At 54.0% G+C, this 16,151-nt stretch carries 13 protein-coding genes; 8 read left to right on the top strand and 5 right to left on the bottom strand.

What is annotated here, in order from left to right; genetic code table 11:
- Nucleotides 1–244 precede the first annotated feature (244 nt).
- Nucleotides 245–1,138, bottom strand: a complete 894-nt coding sequence (locus tag KI362_RS06055) for a LysR family transcriptional regulator (protein ID WP_301625642.1) — start codon at nt 1,136–1,138, stop codon at nt 245–247.
- Nucleotides 1,139–1,412: 274 nt separating this feature from the next.
- Between KI362_RS06055 and KI362_RS06050 the strand changes: the two genes are divergently transcribed.
- From KI362_RS06050 to rnr, 6 genes are all read left to right on the top strand, one after another.
- Nucleotides 1,413–2,687 carry an MFS transporter gene (locus KI362_RS06050; RefSeq protein ID WP_301625639.1) on the top strand — a complete coding sequence of 425 codons (1,275 nt, stop codon included), beginning with the start codon at nt 1,413–1,415 and terminating at the stop codon, nt 2,685–2,687.
- 249 nt (nt 2,688–2,936) lie between these two features.
- On the top strand, nt 2,937–3,710 hold the full coding sequence (locus tag KI362_RS06045; protein WP_301625637.1) for an amino acid ABC transporter substrate-binding protein: 774 nt from the start codon (nt 2,937–2,939) through the stop codon (nt 3,708–3,710).
- A 79-nt stretch (nt 3,711–3,789) separates the two neighbouring features.
- Entirely contained in the window at nt 3,790–4,449 is a 660-nt protein-coding gene (locus KI362_RS06040) for an amino acid ABC transporter permease (protein ID WP_044480651.1), read from the top strand.
- Nucleotides 4,450–4,479: 30 nt separating this feature from the next.
- Complete coding sequence (locus tag KI362_RS06035; protein WP_301625635.1) at nt 4,480–5,235, top strand: amino acid ABC transporter ATP-binding protein; 756 nt, start codon at nt 4,480–4,482, stop codon at nt 5,233–5,235.
- A gap of 107 nt (nt 5,236–5,342) precedes the next feature.
- A complete protein-coding gene (gene secG, locus KI362_RS06030) occupies nt 5,343–5,579 on the top strand; it encodes a preprotein translocase subunit SecG (protein ID WP_044480648.1) in 237 nt (78 codons plus the stop codon).
- Nucleotides 5,580–5,769: 190 nt separating this feature from the next.
- Nucleotides 5,770–8,403, top strand: coding sequence for a ribonuclease R (rnr, locus tag KI362_RS06025; RefSeq protein ID WP_301625632.1), 2,634 nt, complete (start codon nt 5,770–5,772; stop codon nt 8,401–8,403).
- A gap of 739 nt (nt 8,404–9,142) precedes the next feature.
- Here the strand turns inward: rnr and KI362_RS06020 are convergent.
- The 4 genes from KI362_RS06020 to KI362_RS06005 form a co-directional block, all read right to left on the bottom strand.
- Nucleotides 9,143–9,913 carry a PHP-associated domain-containing protein gene (locus KI362_RS06020; protein ID WP_212940437.1) on the bottom strand — a complete coding sequence of 257 codons (771 nt, stop codon included), beginning with the start codon at nt 9,911–9,913 and terminating at the stop codon, nt 9,143–9,145.
- 71 nt (nt 9,914–9,984) lie between these two features.
- Nucleotides 9,985–10,794, bottom strand: coding sequence for an energy-coupling factor transporter transmembrane component T family protein (locus KI362_RS06015; protein ID WP_301625630.1), 810 nt, complete (start codon nt 10,792–10,794; stop codon nt 9,985–9,987).
- Nucleotides 10,769–12,664, bottom strand: a complete 1,896-nt coding sequence (locus KI362_RS06010; RefSeq protein ID WP_301625628.1) for an ABC transporter ATP-binding protein — start codon at nt 12,662–12,664, stop codon at nt 10,769–10,771. The genes KI362_RS06015 and KI362_RS06010 overlap by 26 nt, the downstream gene beginning before the upstream one ends.
- The gene (locus KI362_RS06005; RefSeq protein WP_301625626.1) at nt 12,657–13,559 is read right to left on the bottom strand and encodes a cell division protein FtsQ; all 903 of its coding nucleotides are present in this window, start codon (nt 13,557–13,559) and stop codon (nt 12,657–12,659) included. Before KI362_RS06005 ends, KI362_RS06010 begins: the two co-directional genes overlap by 8 nt.
- 183 nt (nt 13,560–13,742) lie before the next feature.
- Between KI362_RS06005 and KI362_RS06000 the strand changes: the two genes are divergently transcribed.
- Nucleotides 13,743–14,600: a MurR/RpiR family transcriptional regulator gene (locus KI362_RS06000; protein WP_301625624.1), complete on the top strand. Its 858-nt coding sequence runs from the start codon at nt 13,743–13,745 to the stop codon at nt 14,598–14,600.
- A gap of 103 nt (nt 14,601–14,703) precedes the next feature.
- A complete protein-coding gene (locus tag KI362_RS05995; RefSeq protein WP_301625623.1) occupies nt 14,704–15,756 on the top strand; it encodes a substrate-binding domain-containing protein in 1,053 nt (350 codons plus the stop codon).
- Nucleotides 15,757–16,151: the final 395 nt, after the last annotated feature.

Below are 16,151 nucleotides of genomic sequence, written 5' to 3'. Positions count from 1 at the left end.
AATGTATGATAAAATTGAACATCGGTCAACTATATTTGAAAAATCATTATACAAATGTAAATAATATACTGAAAAATAAAAAAGTGATATAGTTTTTTGTGCAAATATGCCTCGACAGGATGATATGTATAGTAATTTGTGTGGAAATTCAGACAAATCTTCTCGGACTAGATAAGCGGTCCCACCGAGCTCCAAAGTTACCCTGTACCAAACTCCAAATCCATCGTACCCGCGACCGTATCAGCTACAAAACCACCGTATCGAATTGTCGCAAAATAAACTGCCGGAACTGCTCAGCGGCAGGGGAGAGGTAATGCCCCTCTATCCATGCCATGCCGATGTTGCGGCGGCAGAGCGGCCATTCCACCGGAAGAAGCGATACTTGCGAGCGGTCGATCCCCTGAAAATCGGGAATGACGGCAACACCAAGCCCGGAGGCGACCAGTCCGGCAATGGTATGGACCTCCTCGCCTTCAAAGGTCACTTTGGGCTGGATCCCGGCTTGCTGGAACAGGTCATCTGTGATTTTGCGCAGGCCGTATCCCATTTTAAAAGAGACAATCGGTTCATTACCAACCTCGTCAAGCCGCACCGCGCCCCGCTCCGCCAAGGGATGTCCGACAGGAACCGCCACGAACAATTCTTCGCTCCGCAGGTATGCCCAGCGAATCTGCTGCGGGGTATCCCGCTCACGCAGTGAGGTCAGACAGAGGTCGATGTCGCCGTCCATCATCCGGTCCAGCAGGGTCTGAGTGTTGCTCTGATGAAGCTGGAACTGAATATGCGGATATTCGGCCCGGAACTGGCGAATTAGCTCAGGGACAAGCTGAGGCCCCAGCGTATGCAGAAATCCCAGTGACACTTCTCCGTACTGCGGGCTGGTAAGCTCTGCAATCTCCCGCATGCCTTCCTGATATTCCTTCATGATCCGGTTCACTCGTAACAGGAACAGCTTGCCGTAGCGGTTTAACACGATAGCCCGCCCGTTACGCTCGAATAAAGACACGCCCAGCTCCTGCTCCAATCTTGCAATGGAACGGCTCAAGGCAGGCTGCGAGATGGAGAGGGCTTCTGCGGCCCGAGTAATATGCTCTAATTGAGCGGTAGTCTGAAAGTATTCAAGCTGCTGCCACTCCATTGAGATCCCTTCTTCCTCTTATTACATTAAGGTTATGAAAACAATGTAAATTATTCATTGGACGATATTATTATATCCGATTTAAACTTGAGGATGTTGGCTTTGTGAAAATAGTTGCGATAAGCATCGCGCTATAAATGAAAGAAGGATTTAAGGGTCGTAGAAAGATAGAGCTAGAGAGGTAGAGAGCTAAAGAGACAGAGATAGAAACAAGACAGAAACATAGAGCAAGCAGGAGAACGAGAAGAGAAACCTACGAAGGAGTCTTTCAACCATGAGTTACATAAAAATAGGCAGCAAGCAGCATCATCGGGCAGCGATTGGCATGCTGTTGGGGAGTGTTGTTACTTTTGCGACGATGTACAGTCCGCAGCCGCTGATCAGCCTGTTCACAGAGGAGTACGGCGTATCTCCAGCACTTGCAAGTGCCTCCATATCGATTACGACGATGGCGCTGGCGGTTGCGCTGTTGTTCGTCTCCCGATTGTCCAACCTATGGGGGAGAAAGGGCATGATGAGTCTGTCGCTGCTGCTGTCCTCCGGCTTTGCAATCGCTTCGGCTTTTGTCGATAACTACTACATTTTCCTTGTACTGCGTTTGCTGCAAGGCGTCAGTATTGCCGGCTTCCCTTCGATTGCGATGGCTTACCTGAATGAGGAATTCTCGCCGGAATCCATTGGCAAGGTGGTTGGGGTATATGTAGCGGGGACCTCGCTCGGCGGTTTGATCGGACGAGTTGTGGTCGGAGCGATGACGGATTTGACCAACTGGAAGACGGCCTTAATTCTGCTGGGAGTAGTTAACTTGGTGCTAAGCCTATGGTTCTGGCGGAATCTTCCGGAGTCGGGCAACTTCACCCGCAAACGGGAATCCGCTGTGCAGTGGCTATCGAGCATGAAGCAAGCGTTCCTGAATCGGGATTTGCTTCGTATCTATCTAACCGGCTTCCTGCTGATGGGCGTATATATTTCCATTCTTGACTACATCGGCTATCTATTGTTGGAGGCTCCTTATAACCTCAGTCAGACCATATTCGGCTTCCTGTTCGTGGTCAACCTGGCCGGAACCGCCAGCTCGGTTCTGTTCGGCAAGCTGACGGACCGCTATTCCCGGAGAAGCGTCATTGCTCTGGCGATGGGTGTGCTGCTCGCCGGCATGATTCTGACGATGGTCGGTGGACTATGGGTCAAAATCGCCGGCGTTGCCCTGGTGGCCTTCGGCTTTTTTGCCGGACACTCGGTAGCTAGCGGCTGGGTGGGGATCCTTGCCTCGAAAAATATCAAGGCGCAGGCTTCTTCCATCTATCTATTGTTCTACTATGGCGGCTCCAGCCTGATCGGGATGTCTGGCGGTTTCTTCCTTAGTCATTTTGGTTGGAACGGGCTGATCATTTACCTTGGCTTTCTGCTTATAGCGGCGGCAGGCATCGCTGTCTCAGCTCATGATGTACGAGCTCGTGTACCGAGCCGGACAGGTGCGGCGGCAGGTGCGGTGGCAAGAGATTCACGACCTGTCATCTCGAAAAAAACAACCTTCCATGTACGGTAAATTACACATTAAATTCTGGAACTGCGCCCCTGTGGTTAGGCATCACCTAACCGCTGGCAGCGTAGTTTTTTTGTCTGAAGGAGCACTTCACATGTTGCTCACAACGTGCGCCGATATCGGCTCAACTTATCTAGCAATCTATCGACTCTTTTTTCAGACTGTGATATGATGTAACTCTGATAACGTGGTAACGAACTAAAGCGTTTTTTATTTAGGTTTTTTGCTGAAATAAAGATGGAGGGGTTAACGATGAAAAAGAGATTAGGATTGGGATTGCTGTTGCTTTGCTTGGTTATGGCAGCGCTGGCGGGATGCTCCGGTTCAGCGAATAAAAACGGAGATGCCATTGTGATCGGGATTGACGATAAATTTGCTCCGATGGGCTTCCGTGATGAGAAGAACGAGATTGTAGGCTTTGACATTGATTATGCACGGGCAGCGGCGGAGAAGATGGGAAAGGAAGTTACCTTTCAGCCGATTGACTGGTCTTCCAAGGAGTCCGAGCTGAACAGCGGACGGATTGACCTGATCTGGAACGGATATACGATTACGGATGAGCGGAAGGAAAAGGTTCTGTTCACCAAGCCATATTTGGAGAATAGTCAGGTGGCCCTCACTTTGGCGGAATCGCCAATTACAACGTTGGCAGAGCTGGAGGGCAAGGAGATCGGACTTCAGGCCCTGTCGTCTGCGGCGGATGCCCTGGCGGCAAGCCCGCTGCATGAGAAGGTGAACACCTCCGAGTTCAAGGATAACGTTCTGGCGCTGACAGATTTGAAAACGAAGCGGCTGGATGCGGTGATCATCGACGAGGTTGTTGCGCGGTATTATATGTCCAAGGAAGAAGGCACCTTCAAGCTGCTGGACGAGTCGCTCGCTCCTGAGCAATACGGCATAGGGGTCAAGAAGGGCAATGAAGCTCTATTGGACGAGCTGCAAAAGGCGCTGGACGAGCTGAACGCGGACGGAACGGCAGCCGAGATTTCGACGAAATGGTTTGGCGAGGATAAAGTGCTGAAATAGATCGGAGCACAGCGGATAGAGCAAGTAGAGCAAGTAGATTGGTAGAGCGGATAGAGTGGGTAGAATAGAGGGGTTGTCCATGAGCTGGGATTATATTTTTACTGTATTGCCGCCGATGCTGAAGGGCGCACAGACTACGATCCTGATGTTTCTGGCCGTGATCGTGCTGTCGGTGCCGCTGGGCTTCGGCGTGACGCTGCTGATGCGCAGCCGGGTGAAGCCGCTGGCCTGGCTGGCGCATACGTATGTGTACGTGATGCGCGGTACGCCGCTGCTGCTGCAGGTGCTGTTCTTCTGCTTCGGCCTGCCGCTGCTCCCGGTTATCGGGGAGTACTTGGTCTTTGATCGTTTTATATCGGCGGCCATTGCCTTTGTGCTGAACTACGCGGCTTACTTCGCGGAGATTTTCCGGGGCGGGCTGCTCTCGATCGACAAGGGACAGCAGGAGGCGGCGCAGGTACTGGGGCTTAGCAAGTGGCAGACGATGACGAAGGTGATTGTGCCGCAAATGATCCGGGTGGTCTTGCCGACCACGGCGAACGAGGCCATCACGCTAGTAAAGGACACGGCCTTGCTGTATGCGGTCGCTGTGCCTGAGCTGCTTTATTTTGCCCAGACGGCGGTGAATCGGGATATGCGGCTTGTTCCGTTCTTCCTGGCGGCGATTGTGTATCTGCTGATGACGCTGGTTCTGACGATTGCTTTCAAGGCGCTGGAGAAGCGTTATTCATTCAAGTGAAGCTCATCCTCATAAAAGGACTGTCTCGACATGACCCATATTATTGAAGTGAAACAATTGAAAAAATCGTTCGACGAGCTGGAGGTGTTGAAGGGGGTCTCCTTCGACATTCAGGCGGGCGAGGTGGTCGCTGTGATCGGCCCTTCGGGCTCAGGCAAGAGCACGATGCTGAGGAGCCTGATTCATTTGGAGGAAGTCACAGGCGGTACGATTCGCCTTCTGGGGCAGGGCTTGGTCGAGGATGGCCGCTATGCTTCCGGGAAGGACATTCGCACGATCACTGACCGGATGGGAATGGTGTTCCAGCACTTTAATCTGTTTCCGCACTTGACCGTACGGGCGAATCTGGAGTTGGCGCCGAAGACGCTGAAAAAGGATACCGCCGCAGGAATCCGCAAACGGAGCATGGAGCTGCTGGATAAGGTGGGGCTGCTGGAGAAAGCGGACGTGTACCCTGCCAACCTGTCGGGCGGTCAGAAGCAGCGTGTGGCGATTGCCCGCGCGCTGATGATGCAGCCGGATATTCTGCTCTTCGACGAACCGACGTCCGCGCTCGATCCCGAGCTGACCGGCGAGGTACTGCGGGTGATTAAGCAGCTTGCCCAGGAGAACATGACCATGATCATCGTTACGCACGAGATGGGCTTTGCCCGCGAGGTGTCCGATCGGGTCTTTTTCATGGATAAAGGCGAGATTGCTGAAGCCGGTACGCCGGAGCAGCTCTTCGGAAATCCGCAGCGTGAACGGACACGGCTATTTTTACAGCGGGAGAAGCTAGAGGAATAGCTAGAGGAATAGCTAGAGGAATAGCTTGTTATTCATTTTTCGTTGTGATAAAATAAAATTGCTGTTTTTGTAATGTGTGAAGTGTTCTCACTTAGGAGGTGGATTGAATGGATATCTTTTTGGAAGTGCTGCTCATTATTTTCTCTATCGGTCTGATTGCGGTGGTTCTGCTGCAAAAGGGGAAGAGCGCGGGTCTTTCCGGTGCCATCTCCGGCGGTGCTGAGCATCTTTTCGGCAAGTCGAAAGCGCGCGGCATGGAACTGGTCCTGGAACGGGTAACCGTCGGACTGGCTGTCGGATTCTTCATTCTGGCAATCGTCGTTGCGATTGTACAGGGTCTGTAATGGCAATTTATCATTGGATATAACGATTAGAAGTCTCGTTCCTTGGGGAGCGGGACTTTTTTGTATTTGTTGGACTCGTGCCGGAATAGGGATGCTGCGGGTTGATTTCGTGTATACTAGGGTATATACATGAAGGGTAAATCATGGAAATAATTTGATTGCCGGCAGACAGGCCGGCCGAGGTGATTAAATGGTTAAAGAGACAGAATTGCTCGCATTTATGCGGGAGACGGCGTACAAGCCGATGACATATCAGGAGCTGGAGGAGCATTTTCAAATCCAGACGGCGGCAGAATTCAAGGACTTCCTAAAACTACTTAATGCCTTGGAACAAGACGGGAAAATCATTCTGACCCGCACCAACCGGTACGGTGTGCCTGAGCGGATGGATCTGGTCAAAGGCCGGCTGCAGGCGCATGCCAAAGGGTTTGCGTTCCTGATTCCGGAGGACCGGGAGCATCCGGATGTGTACATTCATGCGAATGACCTGCTAAGCGCTATGAATGGAGATACGGTGCTGGTGCGTGTCAGCACGCGCAGCAGCAGCGGCGGCAAGCTGGAGGGCGAAGTGGTGCGGATCGTGAACCGGGCGGTTACGCAGATCGTCGGGGTATTCCAGCACCATGAGACGTATGGCTTTGTGATTCCGGATGATAAGCGGATTAACCGGGATATTTTTGTGCCGCAGGAAGGGTTCGGCGGCGCGGTCGACGGCGAGAAGGTCGTCGCTCATATCGTCAACTATCCGGAGGGCCGGTCGGCGGCAGAGGGTCGAGTGATTGAGATCCTCGGCCATAAGGATGATCCGGGGGTCGATATTCTCTCGATCATCCGCAAGCATCAGCTGCCGGAGGCGTTCCCTGAGGACGTTATGGCTGAGGCGCAAGCTGCGCCGGAGCGAATCGACGAGGCCGAGATTGTCTCGTCGGGGCGGCGCGATTTGCGGGACAAGGTGATTGTGACCATTGATGGCGAGGACGCGAAGGATCTGGATGATGCGGTGCATGTAGAGCTGTTGCCGAACGGGCATGTCCAGCTTGGTGTCCATATTGCCGATGTCGGCTACTATGTAACGGAGAATTCACGGCTGGACCAGGAAGCCTACAATCGGGGCTGCAGTGTCTATCTGGTAGACCGGGTTATCCCGATGCTGCCGCACCGGCTGTCGAACGGGATTTGCTCGCTTAATCCGAAGGTGGACCGGTTCACCCTGTCCTGCGAGATGGAATTTGATGAGCAGATGAAGGTAGTGAAGCATGATATTTTTACCAGTGTGATTCGAACCAAGGAACGGATGACGTATACCAATGTCCGCAAAATCCTTGAGGATGAAGATCCGGAAGTAACGGAGCAGTACAGTGAGCTGGTGGATACCTTCAAGCTGATGCGCGACGTCGCGCTTCGCTTGCGCGGCAAGCGAATGAAGCGCGGTGCGGTGGACTTTGACTTCCAGGAATCCAAGGTGATTGTGGACGAGGAAGGCAAGCCGATTGATATTATCAAACGGGAGCGTTCGATTGCGGAACAGATTATCGAGGAGTTCATGCTGGCGGCCAATGAGACGGTGGCGGAGCATTTCCACTGGCTGAAGGTGCCGTTCATCTACCGGATTCACGAGGACCCGGATCAAGAGAAGCTGATGAACTTTATGGCGTTTGTTGCCAACTTCGGCTACACGGTGAAGGGTAAAGGCAACAAGGTGCATCCGCGGGCGCTCCAGTCGCTGCTGGAGGATATTCAGGGCACGAAGGAGCAGACCGTGATCAGCACGATGATGCTCCGTTCGATGAGACAAGCCAAGTACGATGCCGAGAGTACCGGCCACTTCGGGCTGGCGGCGGAGTTCTACACGCACTTCACTTCCCCGATCCGGCGGTACCCGGATCTGGTCATTCACCGCGTGATCCGCGAGGTCATTGAAGCAGGGGATGGACTGTCAGAGGGGCGGCTGGAGTATCTGGCCAGCCGGATGCAGGACATCGCTCAGCAGTCCTCCGAGCGGGAGCGGGTCGCCGTGGAGGCGGAGCGCGATACGGAACAGCTCAAGAAGGCGGAATACATGCTGGATAAGGTCGGGGCGGAGTTCCCGGGCATTATCAGTAGTGTGACGAGCTTCGGAATGTTCATTGAGCTGGAGAACACGGTGGAGGGGTTGATTCGTCTGAGCGGGCTGACAGACGATTACTACCACTTCCATGAACAGCATATGGCCTTGATCGGTGAGCGGTCGTCGCGGATCTTCCGGATTGGCGACGAGGTGAAGATCCGCGTTGCCCGGGTGAATATGGACGACCATACGATTGATTTTGAGTTGGTCGACATGAAGCCGCGGAGCCGCGACGAAGGGAGCGGCGACGGGCTGGCCTGGAAGCGCGGCGAAGGCGGCGGACGCGGCCGCGAGCGGGAACGTGAACGCGGCGGCAAAGGCGGCAAGAAGGGCCGCGGCGTAAAGAGCGGAGCTGGCGCCAGCGGGACAGGCCGCAGCGCCCGCCGAAGCGAATCGTCCGGCAGCGGCGGTGCCGCGCCGGCAGTGAGCTTCGGGTTTGGCTCCGGCAAGGGCGGCTACGCTGCCGGCCCGGCCTCGCTGAGCCGCGACAGCGGAGGCTACCGCTCCGGCGGCGGTGAGCGCGACGGGTCAGGCTCGGGCTCGGGCGAACCCCGACGGAAGAAGAAGACGTCGGAGAGCGGGATTTTTATCGGCGGTCCGGCTGGATCCGGCGAGAGCGGCGATAAGCCCCGCAAGAAGAAGGGCGGCGGCAAGGGCAAAAGCAAGAGCAAGGGCGGGAACGCTACAGCCGCCTTTGTCCGCAAGAAGAAAAAGTAAGCGCCAGATACAGTGCCTATAGGGTATAACGGTAAGAAATGAGCTGTAAGGCACAGGGCGTAAGGTATAAGCAGTAAGGTATAACAGTAAAGTATAAGCAGTAAAGTATAAGCAGTAAAGTATAAGCAGTAAGTTATGAACGGTAACATAAAAGCAGTAACATAAAAGCAGTAACATACAAGCAGTAACATGTGTGGCAAGGTAAGCAGTAGGGACAAGACAGTAGGGACAAGACAGTAGGGACAAGAAGTAGTATAGGTAGTAGGGAGCAAGCAGTAAGGAACGTGACGTGTCGTAGGGTTCCAAAATAAGGTATGAATGAAGCGGAACTCATGAGAGCTAAAGCTAGATTGAAGCTAGTGCGGCGGTGTTTTATGCGGAATTTCGTACAAGAATTATGCATTCGGTTGTAATATCGGGGCAGTTGTACGATTTTTCGTATAAAGATTGGTGTATCTGGGGGATTAGCGAGAGGATTGTATGTTTTTTCGTACAAATTAGCTCGTTCTGCGAGTTTTCGAAGTTTTTTGTACGATAAACCGTACAAAATCATAGTTTGTCATTTACACGGGTTTGTCATATACACGCCTTTGAGACAACGTACAAAGGGCACAGCTCCGGATGTGGAGGCTGTGCCTTTTTTTGTTGCGGGGGAGATGAATATGGGCTACTCCGTAATTTAGTTGTTCATTCAGTTGTTCATTCAGTTGCTCAGTTAATTGTTCAGTTCGTTGCTCGATTACTCCGGCAGGGCTTCCAGTACGAGAAGGCGTTTGAGCAGCTTTTTGAGCATGACGGAGGCCTTCACCTGGAGAGGCAGGCTGTCGGCTACGGCGATTTTGTAGGCGCCGCTGAGGATCGCCTGCTTCAGTTCAGCAATGCTGTTGCAGGGCTGATCCAGTTCATTGTAGATGCTGCCGTACTGCAGGCATTGATGGGTGTCGCTGCCCGCTGTGACCGGCTTGCCGAGCTCGGCCGCGAAGCGCTCCACGCGCGTGCGGTTGAGTTCATTGCCGTACTCGTACATGTCCTTGGCATTGAGGTCAAAGGCATCCAGGCGGCGCAGGTCCGCCGGGTCCAGATGGTGCAGCGGTGTTGACTCGCGGAAGGGATGCGCACCGATTTTGAGTAAAGGATAGCCCTCGGCCAGGGTGAGCAGTTGCTTGAACGGAATGAAGTTATTTTTTTGCATAAAAGGGGTCAGGGCCTGGTGAATTTCTAAAATATCAGCCTTGCGTCCGATCAGCAGGATGTGGCCCTTCTCGCGGATATCCACCTCCATGCCCGGGAAGATTTTTAGAGCGCCGGCCTCGTAATATTCACCGTTGTAGGGGTACATGCGGTCCAGGTTCTCATAGACTTCATGGAAGCGGTAGGTGTTGAAATGCTCGGTGAGCGCCACGGCATCCAGGCCGTTCCCGGCGGCTTCGGCCAACATCTCGGTGTAATAATCCCGGGAGAATATAGTAGCCTTGGACAGCTTGGCATGGGTATGCAAATCGATTCGCATCGGTAACACTCCTTCGTAGTAGGGTCGCAAAATGGTGTAGGGCTCGTGCCGCGTGCCGCTTATCCTCGTATTTATCCGATCCAGAACAGCAGGGTCAGGTAAGCGGCGGAGCCGGTCAGAAACAGGATATCGCGCATTTGAAAGCGTAAATGAGATAGCTTAAGTTTTTTGGCCACAGGATGGTTGAGTCCGTAGGAGAAGCCGCGCGTCTCCAATGCTTCCACGGTGGTGCGGGAGCGTTTGGCTGTCGCCAGCATGAGCGGGAAGAACGCATAGACGAGCAGCTTTAAATAGTAGACGCCGATTCGCCAGTGAAGCAGTCCTGGGCGTGAAGGTGCTTTGCCGCGCAGCCGGTAGGACAGCAGGACATTGCGGAATTCCTCGAACAGCACGGGCAGGATCCGGTAGCCGTAAGACAGGCTGAATGAAAAGGCAGCCGGAATGCCGAGAGCAAGCAGGCCGTCGCTGATCTTCTCGGGGTCTAAGCCGGAGAAGACGGTGATGCTGGCCAGCGATACGACAGACAGCTTCAATGTAAGCTTGAGCAGCGGGAGGGCGGAGGAGATGTCACCGCCGAAGAACAGCGAAATGATGAACAGCCATCCGACCTGGCCGATCAATCCCAGGCAGAGCACCAGAATGATAAAAGGGGTGACCCGGGACAGAATGGTGGTCACGATCATGAACAGACACATGCCGGCCAGAACAGTCAGGCTGTTCACGAACCACGGCACGATGGCGAAGAACAGGTACCAGATCAGCAGCCCGCGGGGATCAAGCCGGGACAGAGAGGCATGGCCGCTGCCATAGGCAGTGTTCATCAGCTCAAGCTGAATACGGTCTAAGGAAAATTTACTAAACCAGTTGCGGACGAGCTCCATGGGGCAGGGACTCCTTTGCTAAAAGAATGCGATGAATGCGGGCGGCCAGCTCAGCAGGATCGGAGCAATGGGGCCGCAGATTAAGGCCGGCGGAAAGCTCCATCGTCTGCGTTAACGCAAGTCCGGCACGCTGGATCAGCGCGGTGTCGGCGAACACCTCGGCCGCCGTTCCGTCGGCGGCGACACTGCCCTCATGCAGCACGATGACGCGCGTAGCCCAGCGGCTGACCAGCTGCATGTCATGGGTAGCGATGAGCACGGTGCGCACATGCTGCTCCAGTTCCTGGAGCGTGCTGATCAGCTCCTCGCGCGTGGCAAGGTCAAGATTGGCGGTTGGTTCATCCAGCAGCATGACGGCTGGAGTAGTCGCGGCGCCAATCGCCAAGGAAACGCGGCGCTGCTGCCCGCCGCTGAGGAGCCGCGCGTCACGCTCGCGCAGCTCCTCCAGACGGAAGGCGCGGAGCATGCGCTCGACGGTTGCCTCAGCGCCCTCGTAGCTGCGCTTGTTCAGGCAGTGGGCAATTTCTTTGTAGACGCTGTCCTCGATGAACATGTCCTCGGGATTCTGGAACACGAAGGCGACGTCGCGGGACAGCTGCTCCAGCGAGACAGTGCGGGTATCCTGCCCGAGAACGCTGACCGTGCCGGCGGTCGGCTTGGCGATGCCGGCGATCAGGCGCAGCAGCGAGGATTTGCCCGCTCCGTTGTTGCCGACGAGCGCGATCCGCTCGCCTTCGGCGATATCCAGGCTGACGCCGCGCAGGACGGGGTGATCGGTCTTGCGGATCGTCCGGTAGGTTAGCGCTGCCTGCTTGAGCGAGATCACGGTGCGAGATTCAGCGGCTGGAAGTGATGCCTGTGGCGGTGGTGAATCCTGTTGCTTGTGCCGCCCGAAGAGTTCAATTGGAGCCGAGAGCATACGCGCAAAGTACCGCTGCGCCTCCTCGGTCGTAATCGGATAGGTTGTCACGTCCTGTTGGTTGGATCGGTCGGCGCGCAGCGAGTCAACCGCATCTTGCTGGTTCTGTTCGCCTCCAAGCAGGGTTGCGCATTGCAGAGCGGTGAGCGCGGCGGCGGTCTGCGTAACCTCCGGCGGCTGGATGCCCAGGCGGTGCAAGTCATCCAGCCGGTTCAAGGCCTCGTGAACGGGAAGCTGCCACACTACGCGTCCTTGCTCGATCAGGCAGACATCATGGCAGTAATCGGCGATGAACTCGGCATGGTGCTCGATCACGATGATGGTCTTGCCATAGATGCGGTGCAGGCGCCGCAGCACCTCATAGACCTGGCGGGCATGCTGGGGATCGAGCTGGGATACGGGTTCATCGACGATGAGAATGTCCGGCTCCAGCGACAGGGCGCCGGCGAGGGCGAGCAGATGCTTTTGCCCGCCGCTCAGCTCCCAGATGAAGCGGGTCGCCAGCGGGGTGAGGCCGCATAGCTCCAAGGCCCGGGTAGCCCGTGCCCGGTAATCGGGCAGCCCGTAGTTCAGCGGCGCGAAGCAGGCTTCATCCAGCACGGTTGGCCGGACGAGTTGATTCTCGAAGTCCTGGTACACGTAGCCGACCTTGCGAGAGAGCTCGGCGACGGTGCTGTCCTGGGCGGACAGACCGGCTACGCGGACTTCGCCTTCAAAATCGCCCGAATAGTAATGCGGGATGAGTCCGTTGAACAGCTTGCACAGGGTGGACTTGCCGCTGCCGTTGCCGCCGATGATCGCGGTGAAGCTGCCGGGCTTCAGGGCCAGGCTGGCTCCGTTCAGCACCGGCTGCTCTGAGCCGGGATAGGTGAAGGAGACACTCGAGATCTGTATGAGCGGCTGGTCTTGGTTGTCAGGCTCCTGCGGCAAGGGAGCAGGCATATTAGGCATGAGGCACGCCTCCGCCGGCTCCGGTATCGGCGTTTCCTTGCCGTGTCTTGCGGGAACGCATGAGCAGGAGGACGATCACGGCGATGACGGCGGCAATGCCAAGGCTCAGCCAGATCGCGGTGTTGCCGGCCTGATCGGCCCAGCCGCTGTCCCATTCGGCGAGGTTCCAGTCCGTCTCGGACAAGGATTCGGCGCCGAAGGCAAGTAAGGCAAGCAGGATCCCGGTCAGGACCAGCTTGGGGGAGATGATGCCTGCCGCCTCGTACTTGGTATCTTTTTTCCGGGGCTTGATGCCGAGCAGGGGTTCTATTTTTCCATAGAGACGGGGTACCAGATACAGGGTAGGAAGCAGGGCAAACAGGATTCCCGAGAACAGGACATCATTCAGGAAGCTCACGCCTTCGACGATCACGACGCTCTCGGCCAGACCGGGCACGGCTTCGAATTCCTCGACACCGATCCAGACTTTGCCGATGTCAACGAGGGTGCTGCACAGCTGGTGGATGATGACGCCGGTGATGGCAGCGATGCCGACCTGGGCGCGGTTCTGGGGATTGCGGACCAGCCGGCCCGCGACGTACATGGCAAAGGAGAAGGTCAGGAATTTCTCGACCTCGCCGAGCCCGCCGAATTGTCCGAGCATGAGCTCGCCGAAGATGACTTCGCCGAGTGCGGCGCCGATGGCGGCATAGAAGGGATGGAACAGCATGCACAGGGTGAGCGGGATGAAGGCAAAGTACTCGACAGACAGCTCGATCGGCCCCAATTGCAGGGAAGGGATCAGCTCGGTGAACATGTTGGACAGTCCGTAGAGGGACATGGAGAGGACGAAGATCATCATTTTTTGGGATGAGGTTAAGGTGTAGACCGACTTGCGGTTCATGACTGAATTCATAACAGGAACGCCTCCTTCAGGTGGAATTGGTTTCAGTGTAAGGGCGGAGTGTTAACAGAAAAGGTTGTTTTTGTCATGGGTGTGTAATAATTTTTACATGGTGAAAATGATGTAATATAATTTACATAACAGTAGGGTGCTAGAATAGGGCCAATGGATCGGATGAAGGGAGTGGGGCTGTAAATGCTGCAGGAGCGGGTGAAGGGGATGTTTAAGGATCGAAAGGGATTCTCTTCGGGACATTTGAAGATCGTTAGTTTCATCGAGCGCCACCCGGACGAGGTGCTGTTCATGACGGAGCAGGAGATTGCCGACCGGCTGGGCATCAGCATTGCGACGGTGTCGAGGTTCTGGCGGGCTGCGGGTTATGAGAACGGCAAGGAATTCAGGCAGAAGCTGCGGACGGCATTGGATACGACACCAGCGCTGAAAATGGAGGCGACGATCTCCCGGCTTGATAAGGCGAGTCTGCCGATGAAGATGCTGGAGCAGGCGATGGTGCATTTAAGAGAGACGGCGGAGCAGACCGAGCCGGAGGAGCTTCAGCGCGCCGCTTCGCTGATGGCGGGAGCGCGGCGGGTCTATGTGTATGCGCCGGGACCGGCGGTGGCCTTGGGCGAGCTGCTGACCTATCGGCTGTCCCGCTTCGGATTGTCGGTGCGGATGATGGCAGCCAGCGGGCATGAGGTGCTGGAGTCGCTTGCCCAGGTGCAGGAGGACGATGTGGTGGTGCTGTTTCATTTTACCCGGCTGCTGCCTGAAACCGAGGTGGTGCTGGATTGTATCGGACGGGCCGGCTGTGCGGCGGTGATGATTACGGATCGCGAGGAGTTCCGGTACGGGGCAAAGGTGGATGCGGCCTTCTATGTGAGCCGGGGAGAGATGGGGGAGTTCCATTCGATGGTTACGCCGCTGCTGCTGATCGAGCAAATGATTCTGAGCATCGGGCTGCTGAACCGGGAGCAGGTGATCTCCAGGCTGGAGGCGCTGGGCGAGCTGCGCAAGCGTTATGCGGATAAGCTGCCGCGGGGGAAGGCTTGAGCGGATGCGAGCGGGGTGACGAGTTAACATAGGGATAATAATATGATTGTTGTGCATTTGTTATGTTGTTATGTTATTCTATGCAATATATGGAGCAAGCCTCATGGCAATACACGAAGAATTGACGGGGGAGTTTAGCGTGCGTAGAAAGGTCACGATGCAACAGATCGCAGACATGGCAGGGGTATCGAAATTTGCTGTATCACGAGCCCTTTCTGGTAAGTCAGGTGTAAGTGAGCAGACAAGGGAATATATTATCAAAATTGCCGGGGATCTGGGATTCTTCCGTAATGTGAAGCCTGCTATACATAGTCCTCAATTGTCAGCATCGGCGACGCATCGCCCGGAGACGGTGCTGGTTCTGTTTCCAAACATACGTTATCAAAATACGGAAAATACGTTTTGGGGAGTTATTTTCGATTCTATTTCACAAAAGCTGGACGAAAATGGGCTGACTATCGTTACATTAACACAGGTGTCCAAAGATAGCCTGGCAAGTTTATTAAACCCCGAGATGATTTTAGGAGTTATTTCGGTAGGCATGGTCTCTACACAGATGTTACTGGAAGTGCAGAGCATGAAGCTTCCGTTAGTGATGATAGATCACATTGACCCAGCTTTGCACTGTGATGGTATTTTTGTAGATAATTATTTTATGATGAAGCAGCTTGTGGTTAAGCTGATCGGCAGAGGATACCAAACGTTTCAATTTGTAGGCAAAGTTAACTATTCCTTTAGTTTTGAAGAGCGTTGGCGTGCTTTTAAGGATAGTCTGAACGAATATAATATTGAACATCGGCAGAATACGCAATTGATGTGTCCTGAAGTGCTTGATGAATACGATAGTGTGATGGCAATCCCAGACAAAGAGCTGCCTCAAGTCTTTGTATGTGCCAATGATGCTGTAGCCTTGAGAGTGTATGATGCGCTGAAGCAGCGCGGACTCAGAATTCCTGAGGATTGTGCTGTAACTGGTTTTGATGATACCGTCTTTAAAGAGCGGATAGAACCTGGACTGACCTCGGTTCATGTTCCCAAGGAAGTTATGGGGGAGAGAGCAGTTGAAATGCTGCTTTACAGAGTTCGCAATCGGGAGCAATGTTACAGCAAGCTAATGCTGACGGGTGAAGTGATTGTAAGAGAGTCAATTCTTTAATATCAGGATAATAAAGCCAAAAACAGTGGAGTAGAATTCCACTGTTTTTTTGTTTTTGTTGGTTTTGAGATATAAGGTAATTTAATTTTCGATTTTTTTGTTATGTATTTGTTATTGAAAATTATTTAAATTAGCCAAACAGTATATTGACTTTTCTCCAGGCAGTAGTAATATATCCCTATATACGTCATATAAATTTTATACAGAGTAAGCTTTTAACACGATGTATTGTCCAGTGAGGGGTATTTTGAAGAAGGGGAGTGAGTGGAAGACTTCGGTTTTTTAAAAGATATAATGTATGCGCTTACTTTCATGGTTTATTTTTTATTTGTTTGTTTTTGTTTTTGTTTGTTATGCATTCTATTTAAGTTGTTATTCCCATTTTAAAACTTCAA

Origin of the sequence: Paenibacillus apis (assembly GCF_018333295.1) — a bacterium.
Classification (GTDB): domain Bacteria; phylum Bacillota; class Bacilli; order Paenibacillales; family Paenibacillaceae; genus Fontibacillus; species Fontibacillus antibioticophila.
This window is presented reverse-complemented; position numbering and strand designations above follow the sequence as displayed.

What these genes read in the sequence shown, in the direction of transcription:
- KI362_RS06055 (WP_301625642.1), bottom strand. Translation starts at nt 1,138, where the DNA reads ATGGAGTGGCAGCAGCTTGAATACTTTCAGACTACCGCTCAATTAGAG.
- KI362_RS06050 (WP_301625639.1), top strand. Translation starts at nt 1,413, where the DNA reads ATGAGTTACATAAAAATAGGCAGCAAGCAGCATCATCGGGCAGCGATT.
- KI362_RS06045 (WP_301625637.1), top strand. Translation starts at nt 2,937, where the DNA reads ATGAAAAAGAGATTAGGATTGGGATTGCTGTTGCTTTGCTTGGTTATG.
- KI362_RS06040 (WP_044480651.1), top strand. Translation starts at nt 3,790, where the DNA reads ATGAGCTGGGATTATATTTTTACTGTATTGCCGCCGATGCTGAAGGGC.
- KI362_RS06035 (WP_301625635.1), top strand. Translation starts at nt 4,480, where the DNA reads ATGACCCATATTATTGAAGTGAAACAATTGAAAAAATCGTTCGACGAG.
- secG (WP_044480648.1), top strand. Translation starts at nt 5,343, where the DNA reads ATGGATATCTTTTTGGAAGTGCTGCTCATTATTTTCTCTATCGGTCTG.
- rnr (WP_301625632.1), top strand. Translation starts at nt 5,770, where the DNA reads ATGGTTAAAGAGACAGAATTGCTCGCATTTATGCGGGAGACGGCGTAC.
- KI362_RS06020 (WP_212940437.1), bottom strand. Translation starts at nt 9,913, where the DNA reads ATGCGAATCGATTTGCATACCCATGCCAAGCTGTCCAAGGCTACTATA.
- KI362_RS06015 (WP_301625630.1), bottom strand. Translation starts at nt 10,794, where the DNA reads ATGGAGCTCGTCCGCAACTGGTTTAGTAAATTTTCCTTAGACCGTATT.
- KI362_RS06010 (WP_301625628.1), bottom strand. Translation starts at nt 12,664, where the DNA reads ATGCCTAATATGCCTGCTCCCTTGCCGCAGGAGCCTGACAACCAAGAC.
- KI362_RS06005 (WP_301625626.1), bottom strand. Translation starts at nt 13,559, where the DNA reads ATGAATTCAGTCATGAACCGCAAGTCGGTCTACACCTTAACCTCATCC.
- KI362_RS06000 (WP_301625624.1), top strand. Translation starts at nt 13,743, where the DNA reads ATGCTGCAGGAGCGGGTGAAGGGGATGTTTAAGGATCGAAAGGGATTC.
- KI362_RS05995 (WP_301625623.1), top strand. Translation starts at nt 14,704, where the DNA reads ATGGCAATACACGAAGAATTGACGGGGGAGTTTAGCGTGCGTAGAAAG.